The organism is Candidatus Woesearchaeota archaeon, assembly GCA_016187565.1.
Lineage (GTDB): Archaea > Nanobdellota > Nanobdellia > Woesearchaeales > JACPJR01 > JACPJR01.
Genome location: JACPJR010000016.1, coordinates 22,058 through 43,243, shown reverse-complemented (window position 1 = coordinate 43,243; position 21,186 = coordinate 22,058). Strand labels below are relative to the sequence as shown.

The following is a 21,186-nucleotide window of genomic DNA, read 5'->3' as shown; positions in this document are numbered from 1 at the left end:
TTTGACTTTGCGAATAATGAACTCCAGTTGAAATGGGCAAATAGCTTTGGAGTTATGGAAGGAGCGCCTGTGGTGTATGATTATGATCGTGACAATACCTATGAAATCTTGGTAAGTACTACATCCTACTACTGTAGTGTGTACAGGAGCTGTGCAGATACCTTTTATGCGTTTGATGGTGCAACAGGAAATTTAGAAAAAATAACCGGCTTAGGTTTCCATAGTCCAACCACGGTTGCTCTTGCCAATCTCGACCAAGACACGAATACTGAAGCTGCCTTATCCTTTCGCTATGATCCCGAAGAAGAGTTAGGTGGCGTGGTTTGCATTGACATCCAGGGTCAACGAATAGACTGTGAGTACACCAATGGTGGAACTTTTCATAGCCCGAATATTGCTCCGGTCATAGCCGACATCGACGGAAACGGTGATAATGAGATTATTATTCCTGAGAATAACAAGTCAATCTTGCACGTTATTAACGGTGATGGCACCCAGCTGTTCAACTACAGCTTTGGTGGCTTAATAGGAAGTTCTCCAGCGATTGCTGACATTGATGATGATGGTAAAGCAGAGATTGTGGTGAAACGGGCAGGCTCTCCGTACAGTATCATGGCAACCTTGGGCAGCAACAACCATCAGCCATACCTCGAACCCATGAAACCGGTTATTGCGATAGCAGGCCAAACAGCAAGCTTACAAGCAAATGCTTCAGATCCTGATAATGATACCCTAACCTTGTATTACAGTGCACCGTTCAATGAGACCGGACAATGGCTGCCAACGAACAATGATACCGGAGATTACACCATTCTGGTAGAAGTATCTGATGGTAATTTATCCCATCACCAGTATGTTCCTGTCAAGGTATTGCCTGAAGGCACGCAACTTATCAATGTCTTTGCTGATGGCTCATTCAACAAAACTCTCGTGTTTACTGAGGCAGGCCAAGTACAGAGAGTTACCATCAAGATCCCCAAGAAAGCACAGCTTATCTATGGAACCATGAAGATAGAAGGTGAGGCATCATGAAGCGAATGCTCTTTGTTGTTATAGCTGTTTTGCTCTTTACCGTCATTCCCGAAACACAGGCATGGTCAGATTGTACACCTCAGGCTTGTCCTGAAGGTTTTACTGATAATGGTGTTGTCTGTAGTGGTTCTGCATGTTCTCGACGCTGTAGTGGTTTTGCCTGTGATAATGCATCATGGGATTTACCACATGATGATTATCGAGCAGGACTTATCTGGGATGAACGAAAAAATTATGATTCAGCCACGTTTAATTCTTACACCCCACCTTCCATTAACCAGTGTTATCGATTTGAATATTACCCTACACGCGATAATGTTTTTTTTAAAGCTGAAGTTGATGGGTATGATGTTTGTGACGTAGAAGGAATGGCGGCATTAGTTGACAATACCAATAGAAATGATCCTTGGTACAAGAATATACAAAATGGTGGATGGTTTGAACCAAATTATCTCAATGTAACAGATCCATCTTCTTCATACAACCACATGCTTAAACTGATGCGTGCTCATACTGATGAAGATAGCATTGAGGATCCACATTTTGCACTGGACTATGCTACTGCTAATTACGTCTATTGTGCTCCGAGTGCAATGGCATGTGATCTTCTGTCGAATTTTTCTCCGACAATTAACTGTGCTTCTGGTTGTGTAGGTAGAGATACCTCTTTATTTATCATGACTGGTCATTTCGTAGAAAAAGGAAATCCAGATGTAAATCTGTACACTGATAATCGTTGTGCGGGAAAGTACGTAGGATGGAATCGCTTAGGGTATACGGGGTACCGTGTTTATACCACTCCTGCAAATATTTCCATAACCAATTATCAAATCTGTGAACGACCGAATGAGGCACCTTACGCAACTGATGTTCGCATACTTCCGCTTACGCCGACTGCAGGGCATGATATTTTCTGTGAGTATACCTTTATTGATCCTGAGGGATTTCAGGAAGCAAATTCGAGCTATGAGTGGTGGAAGAACAATGTTTATCAAAGTATCACCACAAGGATGCTCAATAAAAGTTACCTCAATTCAGGAGATAATTGGTTCTGTAGAGTCATTCCTCATGATGGAATCCAAGCTGGCCTACCTGTCCAAAGTAATACCGTTATTATTCAATCAACAGTAAAGGATCTGCGTATGGATGTTGAGACAATACCGGTGTGGGAGCGTGCGGGTTATTTCGCAGGCCCCGAATATGTTGATAACTTCACTGAACCCATAAACCAAAGCTTACCGAGTTGTACCCCTGATCCAGACCAGAAATGTACCATCGTTATAGACTTTCGTTCGAATGCAGTGGGAAAACTAGACCTAGAGGATCTTGGAATGTATCATTTGATAATTAATCAATTACCTCTTGTGAATATTCCTGATCAAGACACCAATGAAGATCAGGGAAAAACCATTAATGTGAGTCAGTATGCAACCGATCCTGATAATGATCAGTTACAGTTTATGGTCATCCAAGAAAATCTGGCAGAGCTCAATTGTGAGATCAATGCAGAACTCTTGACCATGACTCCTGCAGCGAACTGGAATGGCATTGGTAATGAGGCAGCTTCCTGTACTATTGGAGTAAATGATGGTATGGCTGTTGTTAATCAAACCTTTTTTGTCAATGTAACTCCTGTCAATGATCCTCCAGTGTTGTCATTTGTCACAGAAACCTTGGTTGAAGATGCTTGGTCTCAATCTCTAGAGCTTATGACCTATGCTCGTGACATAGAGGATGATCGTTTAACGTTTACCGTCCTCCAAGAAAACCCTGCACAGGTAGATTGTACGATTATCAATACGACATTGTCCATGACACCTGCACCACATTGGAATGGCGCAACCAGTTGTTTAATCAAAGCAGATGATGGTAACCCTAATGGCACAACCCAAGGACCTTTGCCAATAACGGTCTTGCCAGTTAATGATCCACCAACGTTAGTGCTACCCACAAAAACGATTGATGAGGATTCAGAACTCTCTACGTTAGACTTAACGTTCTACGCAGATGATGTTGATGGCGATCCGTTGCTGTTTATGCTGACTGAAGAAAACAGAAGTGCAGTGGATTGTGCAGTCTATGGCAATATATTCAGCTATCAGCCGATAGTAAACTGGTATGGTACGAGTTCTTGTGCTATCTCCGTGGACGACAATCATGGTGGGATTGCCCATGACACGATGATGGTTACCGTACTGTCGGTCAACGATGCACCTTTCTTATCAATGATTCCACCATTGACAGTTAGCGAGGGCAACATCCTCTTCCAACCTTTGTATGCCTTTGATGTAGAGAAAGATCTACTCTACTACAACATCAATGATTCTCGCTTTAGCTTGAATGGAAGCATGTTGAAGTATGCTACTCAAGAAGGAGATGCAGACAATTTTACACTAAGAGTTTCTGTTGATGATGGGATGAATACGACCATACAAAACGTTCCTGTTATTGTTCAGCCATACAATGGAACTATTGATGGTTTTGTTGGTGGATCTTCAGAAAGGATCATGAGCTATGTACTTCCAGGTTCACAGTACACCTATGTTCGTATCAAGAAAGATGCAATGGTTATCAATGCATCATTGATGATGAAAGGATTTAATGAAACGGAGGGATAATCATGAAAACGTTTTTCATGTATGTAATGTTAGTTTTACTTGTTGTCAGTGGAGTTTATGCACAGACAGGGTTTTCAGGGAAAGCATTGTATGAAGGAAATATCATTGAAACAGGAGATTTAACGGTTTCCATTTATGACTATCCTGTTGGTGGTGTGTTGTTGTACAGTGAGTTCTTTCCAGGCGCTGTGAGAAACGGGTATTTTGATGTTGAACTAAATCCCTCATCATTGATTTATGGCAAGACCTATTATCTGGATATTGCAATTAATGGCAATGATCTTAATTTTGATGCCAATGATCGGAAAGAGGTCGTTTGGTGGCAAGGCAAGATTCAGGATTTGGACGAGAGCCTGACGATTCATACGAACAGCATATCTCCGTCATTAACCGTGCAACAGGAAAACAATGCGACAACACTTTCAGTAAAAGGAACAACAACTGCTGCAGACATTGCAGTCATTGAAGTCACTGGCTCACCTGGAAATGGCTATGGTTATGGTGGTGCAGCATTAGGATTCTTTAAACGTAGCTCAAACGATCAGGTACGTTTAGGTGTGAATCCATTGACTGCAACGTATGGCTATGGGTCAAGTACATTTTATCGAAACTTAAACAGTAGCGCAACAGCCATTCCAGTAGTTTTAATCCAACAAGATAACACAAACGATGATCAGCCTGCATTCCGGATTCGACAAGCAGGAACATCGTATGCATTACGAGCGACATTAACTGCGGATGCAGATACAACTGCTCTTCTTGCAGAGGATGCGAGTAAAGGATTCGGAAAGAATTACGTTGAAGGTCCACGAGGGACAGACACTAACCGAAGGACATGGTATATTTATCGAAACCTTCCTACTGAAAATACCGGTGTTCCTGTCGCTGAAATATATCAGGATAATGTGAATGACGATCAGACCGCATTATGGATCAATCAAAAGGGGAATGCAAATGCACTGATAGCTAACAAGTATTTAGACACCGCTGAAGCTACTGGTCAATTTAGGGACCAATCTTTAGGAAATAATCTCAACAGGGCAGTGTTTGCCATGGGAGATAATGGTTATCGAAAAGCAGGGTATTTTTATCGAAATTTAGGGAGTGATTATACTGGTGCACCAGTGGTTGATATTGTCCAAGATAACAGTGGAGATGATCAAGCTGCCCTAAGAATTGTTCAGTCTGGTAATGGTCATGGTATCTCAATAGATTCTCGTGATGGAGGAAGACCAATCAATGCGGTTGGCAATATTCGATCGTACATGTATAACATGGATCCTTCTGCGAATGGTGAGGATTCACCAACACTCTACCTCCAAGGTGCTTCGGTAGATCCTAGTATGCAGGGGATACTAAAGGTGCAGCATAATGGTGGCTTTGGTGTTAAGCTCCAATCATGGTACGATAGCAGCGAAGAAATTGGTTCCTTTGATATAGATGGCGATCTTCAGATTGATGGATCCATTAGTAAGGCAGGAGGAAGTTTTACTATTGATCATCCGCTTGACCCATCAAATAAGATCCTCCAGCATTCATTTGTGGAAAGTCCGGAAATGCGCAATATGTATTTTGGCCAAGCTAAAACAGGAAATGATAAAAAAGCAACGGTAGCTTTACCATCATGGTGGCAAGCATTGAATGGTTACGATACGAGTGAATACACCTATCAGATAACATCCATTGGTAAGTTTTGTTCCTTTTACATTAGTGAGGAGATTAGTGATAACAAGTTTGTTGTAACCAGTGATCAATCGCAGTGTAAGTTTTCATGGCAAGTCTCTGGTATACGCCATGATGCATGGGCTGAGTCTCATCGTATTCCGGTAGAAATGGAAAAAGTGCCTGCCAATCTTTCGGTAGGCTTTATCTTGGAGCAGGAATTTGTAGAAACAGAAAATGAGACCGTTGTACGAACCTATAGAGTGCCAGTCATGCCTTCAATAAGTTCACAGCGAAAAGGGTCGTGTATCCATGACGAGGCTTGTGACTCTGTCTCATCTGACGTATTGATTCCCTACCCAGAAACACCTCAAAAGGAGTTGGTTGATACAATGGTAGTCAAGAAGTCATAAGGTTAGCATAAGACCTTATGCTCATGTAAAACGAGTAGTAGGGAGCCCTTATTTTAGATTACGAGTTGGGGACTAAGAGTTATTCTCGATATTGACAACAATGTCCTGAAAAGATTTGCTATCGCGGGGGGTTATCGAAGTTTATATATATAAGATCTTCATGCCTAAATATATGACAATAATTCAAAATTTTTTTAGAAATACATCCAAGATACTTAAGTCAGAACTTGAAAGAAGTTCTGAAATTTCACATAGTGGTTTAAAAGGTCAAAATAGAGAGATTTTTATCCAAAATTTTTTAACCAAAGCTTTTCCTAAAAAATTTGTTATAGGGACTGGAGAAATTATTGATTCTAAAGACAAAAAAAGCAAACAAGCTGATATTGTTATTTACGATGAATTCTTGCCAATTTTTGATTATGGCAGTACCAAACATTTTCTGAGTGGTGGCGTTTTAGCCCATATTGAAGTAAAATCAAATTTGACTTCTGGTGAATTGTCAAAATCGCTAGGTATTACAAAATCTGTAAAAAGCTTAAATAGAGATTTAGATGTTACAGCAAATTCTGGGAGTTTACCTAGAAGTATATTTTCCTGCTTGTTTGCTTATGAAGGTTTAAGTAAAGAGAAATTCAAGGAGAAGATTTTAGATATCTATAAAGATGAAAAAATGATTGATAATCAAATAGATGCAGTTTGCGTTTTAAATAAATACGTGATGATCAAAATTTATGATAAAAAAGAAAAAGTACTAAAAGTGGAATTTCTTGAAACAAATGAAGATAGTTTGATGGTTTTTTCTACAAGATTATTTGGTGGGATGTACAAGAGCTGGATTGGTGTTCCTAATCTCTATCAATATCTTGGGGATTTAAATTTTAAACGATTCTAATGGCTAGTCCAACCTCATGCTGTGACTACGCTTAGTGAGTAGCTTATCAAAGTCCAAAGCCAATGCTATACGTAATTGAAAAGCGGTAGACCATAGCAAATTATTTATACAACTAGTCATCATATGCCCTCTTATGGTTCAATGGATCCATATCTCTCAAAGAAGCATTAAAGGTGGTGGAATTGTAGTTGTTCTATCTGTAATTGGATTCTTACTTGTTTTCACAAAAACAAGCACTATCCTTGGGTACCTTTTTATTGTAGCATCATTAATTATAGGAGTGATGTACGCGTTATTTGGAGCAGCAAAGATGTATAGAAGGATTGTGTAACTATGTCGCGCCTAATACTATCATTAGTAGTGGTAATAGCGATTATTGCGATTGTCAACTGGTTTATATCTTATTATCTAGAGATCAGAACTGTTATAGATAACCCCGAAAACGATGAGGTAGAGGTGGTGCGCAATATGGTGGTTGACACACCACTCGTCCAAAACGCAAAGGATGTACAGCAATCTTGTAATCAAACTATCCCCCAATGTCTCTTAAAAACAGCACAAGTTAAAACAGAACAAGAAGTTATTGAATCATCGACTACCGAGTGAAATGAAGGGGCATATTAATTTGCTTCCAGCCATCTTAAATTGTTGAAAATAGACTTAGTTTGAGCCTATAACCTTGTCGATACAACTCAAAGGTTTGGTTTCAGTGATGGTTGTTTTGTGAACCATCCATTTCTTATCTTCGCTGAGTTGCAAAGATATTTCTATGATCGGCTGTTCAATCTTTACTGATCTTAACAGGGCCCGGTGTTTGATTAAACGCCTGTAAGAACTTTTACATATAATGGAATGCCCATCCTGTGAATATTTAGTCTAGTTCTCAGGCAAATAAGTCTCTCAATAAAAAGTTTTATATATTTCATTAATTTATAGATTTAAATGGTTAAGATACTCTTTTGTGATAGATGCGGAAAACCTATTGAACGAGAAAGTGATATACCTGGATTCGAATATTTTGATGTGGATTTAAATCACATGATGGAGAAATGCCTCAATTGTGTATAAACTGTCGAGAAAAACTTTACAAAATAATTTCTGATTATGTTGAAGAAGGACAAATAGAGCAAAAGAAAAAAATAAAAATTAAAGATACCTTAGATAAACCAAAAGAAAAAAAGAGATTTGGTATTTTCTAAGTATCACAAAGGGGTACAACGCCAAGGCCCGGATTTGAACCGGGAAAGGCGAGAGCCAAACCGCTTTCGAGGCGGTCCGAGTACCTGATTGTCGCACCTTGGCTTAGGATGTTTGGTTGAGTGTTGTAAATCTCTGCAAGCAATCGAGACGAATTGGTGAAAAGGTAATGGTGAAGCAATCGTTGATATCTTTCCGAGCAAGAGCAACCGAATACCTACAGTATTCTCCACCGAGTCTATCGACAAGATGTGAACAGATCTTTATGTCTTGTTTAGTAACTGCAATGGTACGGAAACATTGATCGCGTGTTGCATCGTTCTTTATCTTTACACAGAGTAGCTCGTTATTTTCATGCTTTGCAATAGTGCTATAACATCTATCATGGCGCCACTCAACATTTATCTCCTGACAAAATTCATCTTGACTATTATTGATGGCATAATCACTATAGCAGGTATCTTTCCAGTACTCATCCGTTAGTGCAGTGCAGAGTTTAACATTATTTTTCTGTCGTGCAATTTCAGTAATGCAGTATTCTCTGCTTTGATTGGTTACTTGGGCACAAAGCGTAATATTATTCGTACTCACAGCTATCTTGCTTACGCAATCTGCTCGCCAGTTTTCATTCGCGATTGTTTGACAAAGACTAAGGTTGGTGTCATTGATGGCTTTCTCTTTGATACAGAGATCTCGTTCATGCCCCTCCAAAGTGCTACATGCATTAGCTTTTTGTGTACAGCCAATACTCAGGAGGAGTAAGATGACACTTAATCCCAAGAGGGCTACCGTGGACAGTTTTAATTTGCTCATGTGGTGAGGGGAAATTTCTGCTTTTATATATTTTTTGCTGATTTGTTATCTCTTCTGGAGGTATATTTTTCGTTTTTGCTCGGGAAATCGTTCAATAGCATACCGCAACATGGTCCTTGGCATATGCTGGCAATGTTCGTTTACAAATTGTTCTTCTACATCAAGACTTTGCTTTCCTACTTCTCGAAGCATCCATCCAACTGCTTTGTGAATAAGATCATGTGAATCCTTCATCAGGAGCTCTGCAATATGGATAGTATCGTCAAATTGTTGATGACGAATAAACGTATAGGTTGCAATGATTGCAATTCTTCTTTCCCATACTGATGGTGATCTTACAAGTTTGTAGAGTACATCTCTTGGGTTGTCCAATAAGTAATCACCAAGAATTTTTGGTGCCGAGAGATCAACAAGATCCCAATTATTAATCCATTGACCGTGCTTGAGATAAAATACAACGATCTCCTTTTTTTCTGTACTACTTCCTTTTTCGTATTGTCCTACGAGAATAAGCAGGGCGAGCAACCGATGTTCATGAATTTTGCTTTTGAGCAGTTCATGGATGTCTTTTATCGTAAGATTATGAAATGTTTTTGCAATTTGTCGTTGTACGGGAACAGTAATCCCCAAGAAGATGTCTCCTTCGCCATACTCACCCTTTCCTGTTTTAAAAAATCGTTGGAGAATTTTTGCTCTTTCAGAATCTGCATGCCTTTGTAATGTTTGCTTGAGTTTGATTAGCATAGGTATTTGGAAGAAGTCTTCTATTTAAAGTTTGGGCTTTTTTCACAAGTCTTTTCTTTTGTCCCATTTCAGACACTTCTGTCCATACCTGTTTCTTCTTAGACGGAAGATATATAAACAAGATCTTTATGATTATAGTTCTTTCAAAAATTACAAACTACGGAGAGTGAATGATGACTACGATAGAAGTACACAAGATTGCTTCGCCGACAAAAAATATCCCTTTAGAGAAACAAGTTACCCTGACGGCTGACATTGTTGCACAAGAGGGCCAAGTTGTTGTCGTACGGGCACTTGAAGAAAAACGGATTTATGACCAAATGGAACTTGTTACCGGAAGAATGGCCAAGATCTCTAAAAATGATATTATCGTGAGTGTTTTAGGTGAACGTAAAGCTTTGAAGGGATTTGTCGGTCATATTCCTGAAACCGTGGTTGTTGGCGATGTGTTGCATGTCCTGAATATGGGTGGTGTTATTGGCCTTTGCACCTCGGAAAATAAAAGTATTGGTCATGCCTTAAAAGTTGAAGTTCTCGGCGGAGTTCTTATCGATGGTAAGCCATGTAACATGAAGGATTTTGCCCTGCCGTTACAGGAAACACTCACAACATCAGTACCATTAATCATGGTTGCAGGCACCTGTATGAATACGGGAAAAACCCAGGCAGCATGCGAGATTATTCAGTATCTTCACAGCAAGCAGTACATTGTTGCCGGTGCAAAGGTTACTGGTGTTTCCCTTATGCGAGACTTGTTGAATATGGAAGATCATGGCGCTGTTAAGGCACTTTCCTTTACTGATGTAGGATTCCCTTCAACAACAAATGCAGCCGTCGTTCCAAAAGCAGCTAAAGGAATTATTCAAGCGTTACATGCCTATAACCCTGATTTCATTGTTGTGGAACTTGGTGATGGTATTATGGGAGACTATGGAGTTCAAGAAATTTTAGCTGATAATGATCTTGTGCAGCATGTTTGTTGCTTGGTAATGGCAGCAAGCGATCCTGTTGCTGCATGGGGAGCGAAAAAAGCAATGGACCTCTATGGTCATACTATTGATATCATGTGTGGGCCAACTACCGATGACGAGGTTGGCATAGCCTTTGTTGAGAAAAAACTTGGCCTATCCGCAGCAAACGCATGGAGTAATCCAAAGAAATTTTCTGCCCTCGTTGAAAAAAAACTAAAGGCTAAGCATCTGAAGACTGAAGAACATCGTATCCATTGTCTAGGGATTAATCATGAGCAGCACATCAACACCTGTGAAGTCAATTAAGGTAGCTGTGGTTGGGGGCTCAGGATTTATTGGTGGAGAACTCATCCGTTTATTGCTACATCATTCTCATGGAGAACTTGTTTCTGTTACCTCAACGACTCATGGAGGAAAACTAATTGCAGAGGTGCACAAAAATCTGTTGGGTGTAACAAATCTGTGTTTTGAGGAGTATGATGCAATAAAAATTGCAAAGAGCGCAGATCTTGTTTTCTTAGCAACACCACATGGAACCTCAATGGAACTTGTTCCTGATCTTCTGCACAAGGGAGTAAAGATTATTGATTTAAGCGGCGATTTCCGTCTCAAAGATCCAGAGATTTATGCAAAGTATTATCAAAAGCAACATCAGTCGCATGAACATCTTCATTATTTTGTGTATGGGTTGCCCGAACTCCATGCTACTGCAATTGCTAAGGCACGTTATGTCGCAAATCCAGGATGTTTTGCAACAGCAGTGTTATTAGGATGCATACCTTTAGTTACGAAAAAATTGCTCAGTGATTATTTGATTGTTGATGCAAAAACCGGTTCATCAGGTAGTGGCCATATCCCTAAACAGGAAACAACCCATGCATTTCGAACGAATAATTTTTATGCCTACAAACTCTTTACCCATCAACATACTCCTGAAATTCTGCAAGAGTTAACATTGCTTGGTACTGTCCCTGAGAACTTTCATTTCATTACCCATTCAGCTCCGTTTGTTCGGGGTATCTTTGCAACCATTCACACAAAACTCGTTCGTCCTTTATCGTCGTCAGAACTTCGGCAGCTTTACAAGGATTTTTATGCAGGCCAACCATTTATTCGGATACGCGATGCCTCACCTGAAAGTCGTGTTGTTTCCTTGACTAATTATTGTGACATCAATGTGGAGAGCAAACAAGAAGGCAAGCATACATTTGTCGTTGTCTGTAGTGCTCTTGACAACCTCGTGAAGGGGGCTGCAGGTCAGGCGATTCAAAATATGAATTTGATGTTTGGCTTTGATCAGCGAGCAGGACTTGATTTTTTGGGGAGCAGTCCCTAACTCCGTTGACTGGTGGTGAACGTATGAAACTCAGGCATTTTATAACAACTCAGGATTTTTCTGTTGAGGAACTGCAACACCTTGTTACCTTAGGTCTTTCGCTTAAGCAAACAAAATCTTATCCTCAGGTACTTAAGCAAAAAATCCTTGGTATGCTCTTTTTTAATCCATCGTTGCGTACTCGTGCGAGCTTTGAGGCAGGAATGGCTCTTTTGGGTGGTCATGCAATTAATCTTGAAGTGGGTAAGGGTATGTGGAATTTGGAATGGCGGGACCATGTTGTCATGGATGGTGATAAGGCTGAACACATTAAAGAAGCTGCACACGTTCTTTCTCAATATTGTGATGTGCTTGCAGTTAGAGCCTTTCCTACTATGGAAAACTGGGAACAAGATAAAAAGGATGAGATCATGCAAGGGTTTGTCCGTTACAGTGAAAAACCCGTTATCAATATGGAATCCTCGTGCTACCATCCTTGTCAGGCACTGGCTGATATCATGACCATGCAGGAAGTACTCGGCAATGTTCACCAAAAAAAATTTGTGCTTTTTTGGGCATATCATCCTAGTCCTTTACCTATGGCTGTGCCTAACTCAGCGGTACTTATTGCGAGCAGGATGGGTATGGATGTAACCATCATTAATCCTCCTGACCATGATCTTGATGAGGATATTCTTCAGCAAGTAAAACAGAACTGTCTATCCCAACATTCTCGGTTTGAGCAGCAGCACGATTACCATAACGCACTGGATGATAGCTCTATTATTTATGCTAAGAGTTGGGGATCACGGCTTTATTATGGAAATCTACAAGAAGAGAAAAAAATGCGGCAAGCCTACAAAGATTGGATTGTTGATGAAGAAAAAATGCATCAGACAAAAGGAGCGAAATTTATGCACTGTCTTCCCATTCGAAGAAACGTGGTTGCCACTGATGCTGTTATTGATAGTCCTGCTTCTATTATCTATACGCAGGCTGCAAACCGTTTGTATGCCCAGATGGGTCTTCTTATGACGTTACTCGGTGAACCCTAATGCTCGAAGCTATTCAGGGATTTACCAAAGCAATTCCTTATATTCGAAAATTTAAAGGAGAAACCTTTGTTATTAAACTAGGTGGTAGTTTAATTGACGATCAAATGCTTCTCAATACTATTGCAGCTGACATTGCAGCGCTCCATCAAGTAGGCATCCACATTATCCTTGTCCATGGTGGAGGAAAGCAGGCAACTGAGCTTTCCAAACGGTTAGGACATACACCAACAATTATCAATGGCAGAAGAGTAACAAGCGATGAGGATCTTGAAATAGTCAAAATGGTTTTTGCAGGTAAAATTAACACTGACCTCATTTCACTTTTGCGGAAGCATGGTGTCCAAGCAGTTGGTATTTCTGGAATAGATGGTGGTCTTATTTATGCAGCAAAGCGTCCGGTACAAAAGGTCGAAAATATAGAGACCGGGGACGTTACTGAGGTGGATTATGGTCATGTTGGTGATGTACAACAAGTGGATACACAGCTGTTGCAGGTCCTTCTAGCAAATGATTATGTTCCGGTTATTTCCTCTCTTGCAGCAGATGATCAAGGAAAGATCTATAATATTAACGCTGATACTATTGCAGCAGAGATTGCTGTTCAGCTAAAGGCCTGTAAGCTCATCAGTCTTACCGATTGCAATGGTGTTCTCCGTAATGTCCATGATGAAAATAGTGTGATAAGTGTTATTGATACTACAGATTTTCACCAACTTGTTAAGGATGGTGTTATAACCCAGGGCATGCATCCCAAGCTCGTCACGCTTTTGCATGCGGTTGAGCACGGTGTTCGGCGAGCACAGATCATTAACGGTTGTAAGCAACACGCATTGCTTTTTGAGATATTCACTGAAGAAGGAATTGGAACCATGATGGTGACATCCCAGGAGAAAATGTCGTATGCTGAACGAGGATTATGATACCAAGACGCTCCTGAAGCATCTTATTGCAATTCCTAGTATTAGTGGACAGGAAAAGGATATTGTTCGTTTTATTACTTTGTATCTGAAAAAAAAAGGGCTTAAGCCGGTTGTCCATGGCAGAAATGTTTATTGTATGCTTGGTAAAGGAAAGCCAACGCTTTTACTGAATACGCATACTGATACTGTTCCTCCAGGAGAAGGCTGGATTACTCATCCCTTTCAGGCAGTTGAGCAAAAGGGAAGGATCTATGGCCGAGGAGCAAATGATGCCAAGGGATGCGTCGCTGCTATGGTTACTGCTTTCAATGATCTCGCGAAATCTCCTCCTTCTCGAGGAAGCATTATCCTTGCTTTGACGTGCGAAGAAGAAATAGGAGATAAAGGTCTTGCAGATTTGATTCATCGTTTACCGCAAATAGATGCAGCAATTATTGGAGAACCGGGACTGAAGATACGAGTTGCTATGAAAGGCGTTGTTCTTCTTGAAGTTCATGCACGCGGAGTTAGTTGTCATGCGGCAAAACCAGAACTTGGTACCAACGCTATTCTTGCAGCTGTTGAGGATATGAAGAGAATACAATCCCTGCAATTTCATCAGAAAAATCCTCTGTTGGGCTATCCGACAATAGCGGTAACGAGCATAAATGGCGGAGAACGCCCTAATATCATTCCTGCATCATGTACCTTTGGCTTAAATATCAGAACAACACCAGAATATCCCAATGAGAGGATGATTGACGTACTTACCGAAACAGTTACAGGTACGGTTACGGTCGTTGCGAATCGTTATCATCCAAAACAAACAGAAAGAGATGCGCTCATTGTTCGTGCAGCAAAGCGTGCACTCACAGCAAACAGGGTCTATGGAACGCCAACAACCTGTGATTTAAACTGGGTTGATGCTCCTGGTATTATCCTTGGTCCCGGAGATAGCGCACAATCGCATATTGCCAATGAATTTATTCTGATTGAAGAGCTTGAGAAGGCAACACGTGCTTACACCGCTATTGTCCGTGAGTATTTTGCAAGATCTTCTTAGTGTTTCTTGTTTCATATGTTTTATTCTTTACATTTAACGACATACCTCGATGAAGATATATTTTTAAATCATCAGTGGTTCTTTGCATGTAAAAGATGAGATAAAGTAACATGCAAACCCCTTTTGAACGTCCTCTTCGACCAGATCCCATACGTAGCCGTCGCCAGAGGCTGCTATCGGCTGCAAGGGAAGCTGGGGTTACACCACTGGATTTATCTCAAGGTAATCCTTGTGGCAGTATTAATGGAGAATATGCGCAGCGATTACAAGACCTGATCATAAGAGAGCGTGAAGGAGTCTCAGAGAGTAATGCGTATACATCTTCTTCAGGACACTCAGACTTTCGCAGTTCAGTGGCAGATCTTGAACGTAGGGTAAATGGTCTTGCAACAACTGAAGAGCACATTGTGGCCATGCCTGGTGCTGCTCAGGGAATTGTTGCTTTACTTGACCAACTCTCTCCTGGAGAAGTGTTGATTATATCTCCCTATTTCCCGCTCTATGTTAAATATGCAACGCATACTCGCCTTACTCCAAACATTATTCCCTATACCAACAACGAAGAAACATTACTCCAGCAGATAACAACAAACGTGCATCAAAACACACGTGCATTGATTCTTAATTCTCCCAACAATCCCTCAGGAAAGATTTTCTCAGTCAATTTTCTTCGTAACTTGGGAGATATGCTTCATGGTAGTAACAATGATAAGAGGAATCTGTTGGTTATTTCGGATGAGCCTTATCGTGCTTTAGTACGTGAAGGTGAACAATGGAACTCAGTTATTAAAACTCTTGATTACGAGCTTACTGCGGTTGTGTATTCATTCTCTAAAGAGGGGCGTTTAGCTGGATGTCGAATAGGCTATGTTGCGTTGCATCCTGAATTCCCTGATTATCAGGGGGCAGTACAACGTTTGGCAGATCGACTTCCTGCACGAGGAGTGGTTCAGGCTCCAACCCGTGAACAGCTAGCTCTTAGTCAATGTCATCTTCCTCTGAACGTTGATTGGCAACCAGCACTTCAAAAGTTACGAACGTACGAACAAGAACTTTCGAGGCTTGGGTTTACTGTCCTTACCCCACAAGGAGGTCTTTATCTTTGTGCCCGACATCCAGTTTATGATGGAGACAGGCTTTCAGAAAACTTGTTGCAAGTTGGCATTGGTGTTGTTCCTGGACGTCCTTTCGGCATTCCTCAGTATGTTCGACTAGCCTTGTGTACCCCTGACTCTGATAAGGTAGATGAAGTGATAGGACGATTTCAGAAGGTGATTTGAAAACTTTAATCTCGTTTAGCCATAAATCTCTATATCGAAGTGTGGAGATTGGGGTCATATCTTTTACGGTACTAAAAGATCTTTATCGGATGGCATCTCTATAGACTCTATTTATATTGGTGGTCATGGCATTTGCTCCAAAGATAGGTACTAGTCTATTTCTTAACTCCATTCTAAAATTTGTTGAATCATGTAACCCATCACGTCGATAGTTTTGCTCAATACCAGCCACTATTGCATCACAGAATTCATTAACTCTTACTCTCTGTTTTGGATGATAATCAACACATTTGCCATTGGCATCAGAGACAATCTCCGGAATGCCTCCTACTCTGTAAGCGACAATAGGTACCCCTGTAAACGCTGCTTCGATTACAGCCAAAGGCAGACCTTCGGATTCAGAAGGTTGTATATAGACATCGACCATTGCTTGTAGTGGTGCAGGACTAACACATTTGTAAAGTCTGCACTGAGGACGTAAGCTAGTCTCTACGAATTGCGTGAAAAAATCATAAACGGTTGTATTGTAGTGCTTTTTTCCTCCCACAAATTTTGCAACATCTAGTACCATTCCTAAGCGATTCTCTCTTAATAGCCTAGGTGCACGTGAAGCAACATCGCCCTCAAATTGAGGTAATTTTGCTCCACCAGAACTTGCGATGAGAAATCCTACATCGTATTCGGGATGTTTATTAAACCATGATAAAATAGCAATTAAATCCTGATAGCCTTTGACTGTATCTAGTCTTCCAGAATATCCTACAAGAAATTTTCCTTGTAGTTGTACTTGATTCTTGAATGCATCCTTATCCCTTTCAGGTCGGAATTCATAAACCTCTTCAGGTACGCCATTTCTTACCACTTCCATTGCATCATGGGGGAGTACGCTAAGGTATGAATCTCTTACAGCGTAGCTAACTGCGATAAATTTATCGACCCACCTCTCGTCATAAGCACGTCTAAGATTCACTTGCCGTTGTTCTTGTGTTTTTCTGTTCTGAAAGAAGAATTCTGCAGAACAATGTAAATGCACGAATTGTCGAACATCACTACCTGCATCATTTTTTTTGGCAATTACGCGCTCCTCAAGGTCATTATCCGGGAAGTGGTAATTAACAACCACAGGATTTTCCCCTCTATCTGCTTCTTGACGGACAAGGGCTGCTAGGCCTTGACCATTTGTAGAGTTTCCTAAATAATCATGATATACCAATCGAACACCCAAATTCTCCTGCATAACTGCCTGCCAGTGTAATTCCGGTAAAGAACCACCTACTTTTCTTGAAACAAGTGTGCCTTGAGGAATATTTGCTGCTAAATACATGGCAATAAATGTATTTCCAAAGAATTGCAAGTCAGGAAAAGAACTGCGTAATGTCTGGAGGTGAATCATAAATAAGTTGTTTCATAACTTCCTTATAAACCTTTCTAAATTCACTACTTTTAAGTAATATTTAGTTGGTGGAGATTTCTTGTCGACTAAGAGAGTCTCATAGGTTAAAAGGAGAAGAATGCCCGATGGGGGCAGATGATAGTTTTATGATGATTCCCGCTTTATCGAGTAGAGATTTATTCCAAAGAATTTGGCTAGTAATATATGAGTACAGCTTGTATATAAACCTGCTGAAAACAGAAAATAGCACTCCTGAATAGGATTATTCAACCTTTCCATGCTCTTCCTGATAGAGCTGAACGATCTCTCTAAGCTTCTCCCATTCCTCGTCAGTAAAGTCTGAGCGTTTCATTCCTTAACAGGAAAGGAATCGGGCTTATAAAGTTTGTACGCCAGATGTCTGCACAAATCTACATGAATCGGGTTAGTGGTTTATCAACGCGGGAAGGCTTGTGGCTGGCTTTCTCAGGAAGAAGTTTGTTATATAGCTCATAGAGCATCTTTTCAACTGAGATATCCCTTTCCAGCGCTAAACATCGTATATAATCAGACAGGTTCACATACCCATTTGCTTGTGCATTGAGCTTAACTCGTTCAAGTTGATTTTTTGTTACCCGAACAGTTATTCGATGTACGGCAACCATACGGTGCCTCCATCACCTCTTGAACTGAAAAATCTTGCTTAACTAGCGGAAAGTATTCCACCTTCATATGTTTTGTGGTTGAATCTTCGGAAATCATTCGGTATAGACCGAAAAAATAGGAAGAGGGGGTATAAAACGTAATAGTTATAAGGAAGTGTCATTATTATGCATAAAGTCCACCGTAATACTTTTAAAACGAGTTGGCCCTGGCAGGGGGCGGACGTTGGGAGATGCTGAAGTGAATCGGAGAAGTAGCGTTTAAGTGGGGGGCGAGAAAATGTCAAATAACGGTGCTAACTTAGGTTTTGAACAAAAATTATGGTCTTCTGCTGATAAGTTAAGAAGCAATATGGATGCTGCTGAATATAAGCACGTTGTTTTAGGTTTGATTTTTTTAAAGTATATTTCTGATGCTTTTATAGAAGTTTATGAAAAACTGAAGACAGAGAAAGATTCAGATCCAGAAGATGTTGATGAGTATGTCTCTAGGAGAATTTTCTTTGTTCCAAAAGTAGCAAGATGGGAGCATCTTCAAGCCAATGCAAAAAAACCAGAGATTGGAAAATTTCTTGATGAAGCAATGGATATTATTGAAAGAGATAATCCCACACTTAAAGGTGTTCTTCCGAAGAATTATGCTCGTCCAGGATTGAATAAACAAAGATTAGGGGAATTAATCGATTTAATTGGCACGATTGGACTTGGTGATAAAGAAAACAGAAGTAAAGACATTCTTGGAAGAGTTTATGAATACTTTTTAGGCGAGTTTGCCTCTGCTGAAGGAAAGAAAGGCGGGCAGTTCTATACTCCTCGTTCTATCGTAAAGCTATTAACTGAGATGTTAGAGCCATACAAGGGAAGAATATTTGACCCCTGCTGTGGTTCAGGTGGAATGTTTGTTCAATCCGAAAAATTCGTTGAAGCACATGGCGGAAGAATAGGAGACATCTCTGTTTATGGACAGGAAAGCAACCAGACAACATGGCGGCTTTGTAAGATGAATATGGCGATTAGAGGGATTGACTCAAATATCAAATGGGGCGATGCTTTCCATGATGACCAGCATAAAGATTTGAAAGCAGATTTTATTCTTGCTAATCCTCCATTTAACGATTCTGATTGGAACGGTGAATTATTGCAGGAAGATGTACGCTGGAAGTTTGGAGTTCCTCCAAAGAATAATGCTAATTTTGCATGGGTTCAGCATTTTATTCATCATCTAAACCCTACTGGGGTGGCAGGTTTTGTTCTGGCAAATGGCTCAATGAGTTCTAATACTTCCAATGAAGGAGAAATAAGGAAAAATATCGTTAATGCTGATATGGTTGATTGCATGGTAGCTTTGCCATCTCAGTTATTTTATAACACCATGATACCTGCGTGTTTATGGTTTGTTACACGAGATAAAAAAGACCATTCGTTTAGGGACAGAAGAGGGCAAATCTTGTTTATTGATGCCAGAAATATGGGCGTGATGATTGATAGACGGCATCGTGAGTTGACTGAAGATGATGTTAAGAAAATCTCTTCCACTTATCACTCATGGAGAGGAGAAAATAAGCTCAAATATGAAGAGGTTACTGGCTTTTGCAAATCCGCTAAATTAGAAGAGATTGAAAAGAACAATTTTATCCTAACTCCTGGAAGATATGTTGGAATCCAAGAAGAAGTAGAAGATGACGAAGCTTTTGAAGAGAGAATGAAACGATTAACTGCTGAATTGTCTGAACAGATGAAAGAAGGGCAGAAGTTGGATGTTGAAATAAAGAAGAATTTGGAGAGTATTGGGTTTAAGGTGTAAATATGGATAAGAAAGAATTTGAGTTCCTGATTTCAGAGGGAGAAGGGTACAATGTCGAGTTTAAAGAGTCATTTTCTTCTGATTTAGCTAGAGAGATTTGCTCTTTTGCTAATGGAAACGGCGGCAAAATTTTGATTGGCATTTCCGATGACAGGAAAATAAAGGGAATTGAGATAACAAACAGGCTGAAATCTCAAATCCAGGATATAGCAAGAAATTGTGATCCAAAATTGGAAGTGTTCTTAGAGGAATTTTCAAATGTCCTTATCATTATTGTTCATGAAGGAAAGAATAAGCCTTACTCCACAAACGGAAAATTTTATGTAAGGCAGGGTGCAAATTCACAGCAGCTTAACAGAGATGAAATTAGGGAATTTTTCCAGAAAGAGGGAAAAATATTATTTGATGAGAAGGTAAATGAGAGATTTAATCTGAATGCTGATTTCAATAAAGAGGCGTTTAGAATATTTCTGGATAGGTCAAAAATAAGCCCAATTTTAAGTGAAAAGGAAATTCTTAGGAATATGGAGCTTTTGCAAGATAGCAAGATAAAAAATGCAGGAGTCTTATTATTTTGTAATAAGGTTACTCGATTTTTCTTAAATGCGCAGATTACCTGCGTCTTGTTTTTGGGAAATGATAAGGTAAACATCCTTGACAAGAAAGAATTTGATGGAGATTTATATTCAAACTATGTGGATGTAATAGACTATATTAAATCTAAATTAAATACAGAGTACATAATTAAAACAGCTGGTCCAAGGGAAGAAAAATTGGAATTGCCTGAAGAGGCATTAAGGGAAGCATTGCTCAATGCAATAGTGCACAGGGATTATTTCTCAAATGCAGAGATTCAAGTTTATATCTTTAAGGACAGGTTGGAAATAGTAAATCCTGGCGGGCTTGTTCCTGGGATAAGGCTTTCTGATCTTGGAAAAAAGAGCCTGTCAAGGAATAAACTTCTGTTTGGATTACTTTCCAAAATGAATCTTGTGGAAAAAGCAGGCACAGGAATATTGAGGATAAGGAATGCTATGAAAGAGTACAAGCTTAGCAATCCCAAGATAGAAACTGATGAGAACTGGTTTACTATAACATTCAAGAGACCTGATTTACAGATGGAAAGCTATGAACAGAGGTTTTACGGTGCCCAGAAAACTGTGGAGAAAACTGTGGAGAAAACTGTGGAGAAAATTATCAATGCAATTAAAGAAAATCCCTCAGTCAGCATAAAACAGCTTGAATCAATAACAGGGCTTTCAAGAAGAGGTGTAGAGTGGAATATAACCAAGCTCAAAGATGATGGAAGAATAAAAAGAGTCGGCCCTGATAAAGGCGGGCATTGGGAGATTTTGAGATGAAACATAAATTAAAATTCAAACAAACTGAAATAG

The 21,186-nt window shown here is 40.0% G+C and carries 17 protein-coding genes and 1 tRNA gene; 13 read left to right on the top strand and 5 right to left on the bottom strand.

All coding sequences use genetic code 11. The features are described 5' to 3' along the window. The 5 genes from HYW21_05645 to HYW21_05625 form a co-directional block, all read left to right on the top strand. On the top strand, nt 1–1,032 hold a 1,032-nt coding region (locus tag HYW21_05645; GenBank protein MBI2548806.1), incomplete at its 5' end, for a hypothetical protein. Beyond that, nucleotides 1,029–3,650, top strand: a complete 2,622-nt coding sequence (locus HYW21_05640) for a tandem-95 repeat protein (protein ID MBI2548805.1) — start codon at nt 1,029–1,031, stop codon at nt 3,648–3,650. The genes HYW21_05645 and HYW21_05640, both read left to right, overlap by 4 nt. 2 nt (nt 3,651–3,652) lie before the next feature. Continuing rightward, nucleotides 3,653–5,725, top strand: coding sequence for a hypothetical protein (locus HYW21_05635; GenBank protein MBI2548804.1), 2,073 nt, complete (start codon nt 3,653–3,655; stop codon nt 5,723–5,725). 172 nt (nt 5,726–5,897) lie between these two features. Further along, the gene (locus HYW21_05630; GenBank protein MBI2548803.1) at nt 5,898–6,617 is read left to right on the top strand and encodes a hypothetical protein; all 720 of its coding nucleotides are present in this window, start codon (nt 5,898–5,900) and stop codon (nt 6,615–6,617) included. A 468-nt stretch (nt 6,618–7,085) separates the two neighbouring features. Beyond that, nucleotides 7,086–7,223 carry a hypothetical protein gene (locus tag HYW21_05625; GenBank protein ID MBI2548802.1) on the top strand — a complete coding sequence of 46 codons (138 nt, stop codon included), beginning with the start codon at nt 7,086–7,088 and terminating at the stop codon, nt 7,221–7,223. A 612-nt stretch (nt 7,224–7,835) separates the two neighbouring features. On the opposite strand, the gene HYW21_05620 is transcribed toward HYW21_05625, so the two are convergent. From HYW21_05620 to HYW21_05610, 3 genes are all read right to left on the bottom strand, one after another. Next, a tRNA-Ser gene (locus HYW21_05620) sits at nt 7,836–7,919 on the bottom strand. Then, nucleotides 7,920–8,627: a hypothetical protein gene (locus HYW21_05615; protein ID MBI2548801.1), complete on the bottom strand. Its 708-nt coding sequence runs from the start codon at nt 8,625–8,627 to the stop codon at nt 7,920–7,922. 45 nt (nt 8,628–8,672) lie between these two features. Then, nucleotides 8,673–9,371 carry a DNA alkylation repair protein gene (locus HYW21_05610; GenBank protein ID MBI2548800.1) on the bottom strand — a complete coding sequence of 233 codons (699 nt, stop codon included), beginning with the start codon at nt 9,369–9,371 and terminating at the stop codon, nt 8,673–8,675. 170 nt (nt 9,372–9,541) lie between these two features. Here HYW21_05610 and HYW21_05605 point away from each other — a divergent pair, with 170 nt between their 5' ends. The 6 genes from HYW21_05605 to HYW21_05580 all read left to right on the top strand — a co-directional run bounded on the left by HYW21_05605 (nt 9,542) and on the right by HYW21_05580 (nt 15,954). After that, on the top strand, nt 9,542–10,648 hold the full coding sequence (locus tag HYW21_05605; GenBank protein MBI2548799.1) for a hypothetical protein: 1,107 nt from the start codon (nt 9,542–9,544) through the stop codon (nt 10,646–10,648). Further along, the gene (gene argC, locus HYW21_05600; protein MBI2548798.1) at nt 10,614–11,678 is read left to right on the top strand and encodes an N-acetyl-gamma-glutamyl-phosphate reductase; all 1,065 of its coding nucleotides are present in this window, start codon (nt 10,614–10,616) and stop codon (nt 11,676–11,678) included. Before HYW21_05605 ends, argC begins: the two co-directional genes overlap by 35 nt. A gap of 23 nt (nt 11,679–11,701) precedes the next feature. Further along, nucleotides 11,702–12,712, top strand: coding sequence for an N-acetylornithine carbamoyltransferase (locus HYW21_05595; GenBank protein MBI2548797.1), 1,011 nt, complete (start codon nt 11,702–11,704; stop codon nt 12,710–12,712). Further along, a complete protein-coding gene (argB, locus tag HYW21_05590) occupies nt 12,712–13,632 on the top strand; it encodes an acetylglutamate kinase (GenBank protein MBI2548796.1) in 921 nt (306 codons plus the stop codon). Before HYW21_05595 ends, argB begins: the two co-directional genes overlap by 1 nt. Next, nucleotides 13,613–14,674, top strand: coding sequence for a M20/M25/M40 family metallo-hydrolase (locus tag HYW21_05585; protein ID MBI2548795.1), 1,062 nt, complete (start codon nt 13,613–13,615; stop codon nt 14,672–14,674). The genes argB and HYW21_05585 overlap by 20 nt, the downstream gene beginning before the upstream one ends. A 110-nt stretch (nt 14,675–14,784) precedes the next feature. Further along, nucleotides 14,785–15,954 (top strand): aminotransferase class I/II-fold pyridoxal phosphate-dependent enzyme, encoded by a 1,170-nt coding sequence (locus HYW21_05580; protein MBI2548794.1) that lies wholly within the window; start codon nt 14,785–14,787, stop codon nt 15,952–15,954. 82 nt (nt 15,955–16,036) lie between these two features. Here HYW21_05580 and HYW21_05575 read toward each other — a convergent pair whose 3' ends face one another. After that, nucleotides 16,037–17,347 (bottom strand): glycosyltransferase, encoded by a 1,311-nt coding sequence (locus HYW21_05575; protein MBI2548793.1) that lies wholly within the window; start codon nt 17,345–17,347, stop codon nt 16,037–16,039. A gap of 410 nt (nt 17,348–17,757) precedes the next feature. Further along, the gene (locus HYW21_05570; GenBank protein ID MBI2548792.1) at nt 17,758–17,991 is read right to left on the bottom strand and encodes a hypothetical protein; all 234 of its coding nucleotides are present in this window, start codon (nt 17,989–17,991) and stop codon (nt 17,758–17,760) included. Nucleotides 17,992–18,268: 277 nt separating this feature from the next. Between HYW21_05570 and HYW21_05565 the strand changes: the two genes are divergently transcribed. Both HYW21_05565 and HYW21_05560 read left to right on the top strand, forming a co-directional pair. After that, nucleotides 18,269–19,792 carry an SAM-dependent DNA methyltransferase gene (locus HYW21_05565; protein MBI2548791.1) on the top strand — a complete coding sequence of 508 codons (1,524 nt, stop codon included), beginning with the start codon at nt 18,269–18,271 and terminating at the stop codon, nt 19,790–19,792. A gap of 2 nt (nt 19,793–19,794) precedes the next feature. Continuing rightward, nucleotides 19,795–21,153 carry a putative DNA binding domain-containing protein gene (locus tag HYW21_05560; GenBank protein MBI2548790.1) on the top strand — a complete coding sequence of 453 codons (1,359 nt, stop codon included), beginning with the start codon at nt 19,795–19,797 and terminating at the stop codon, nt 21,151–21,153. Nucleotides 21,154–21,186 lie beyond the last annotated feature (33 nt).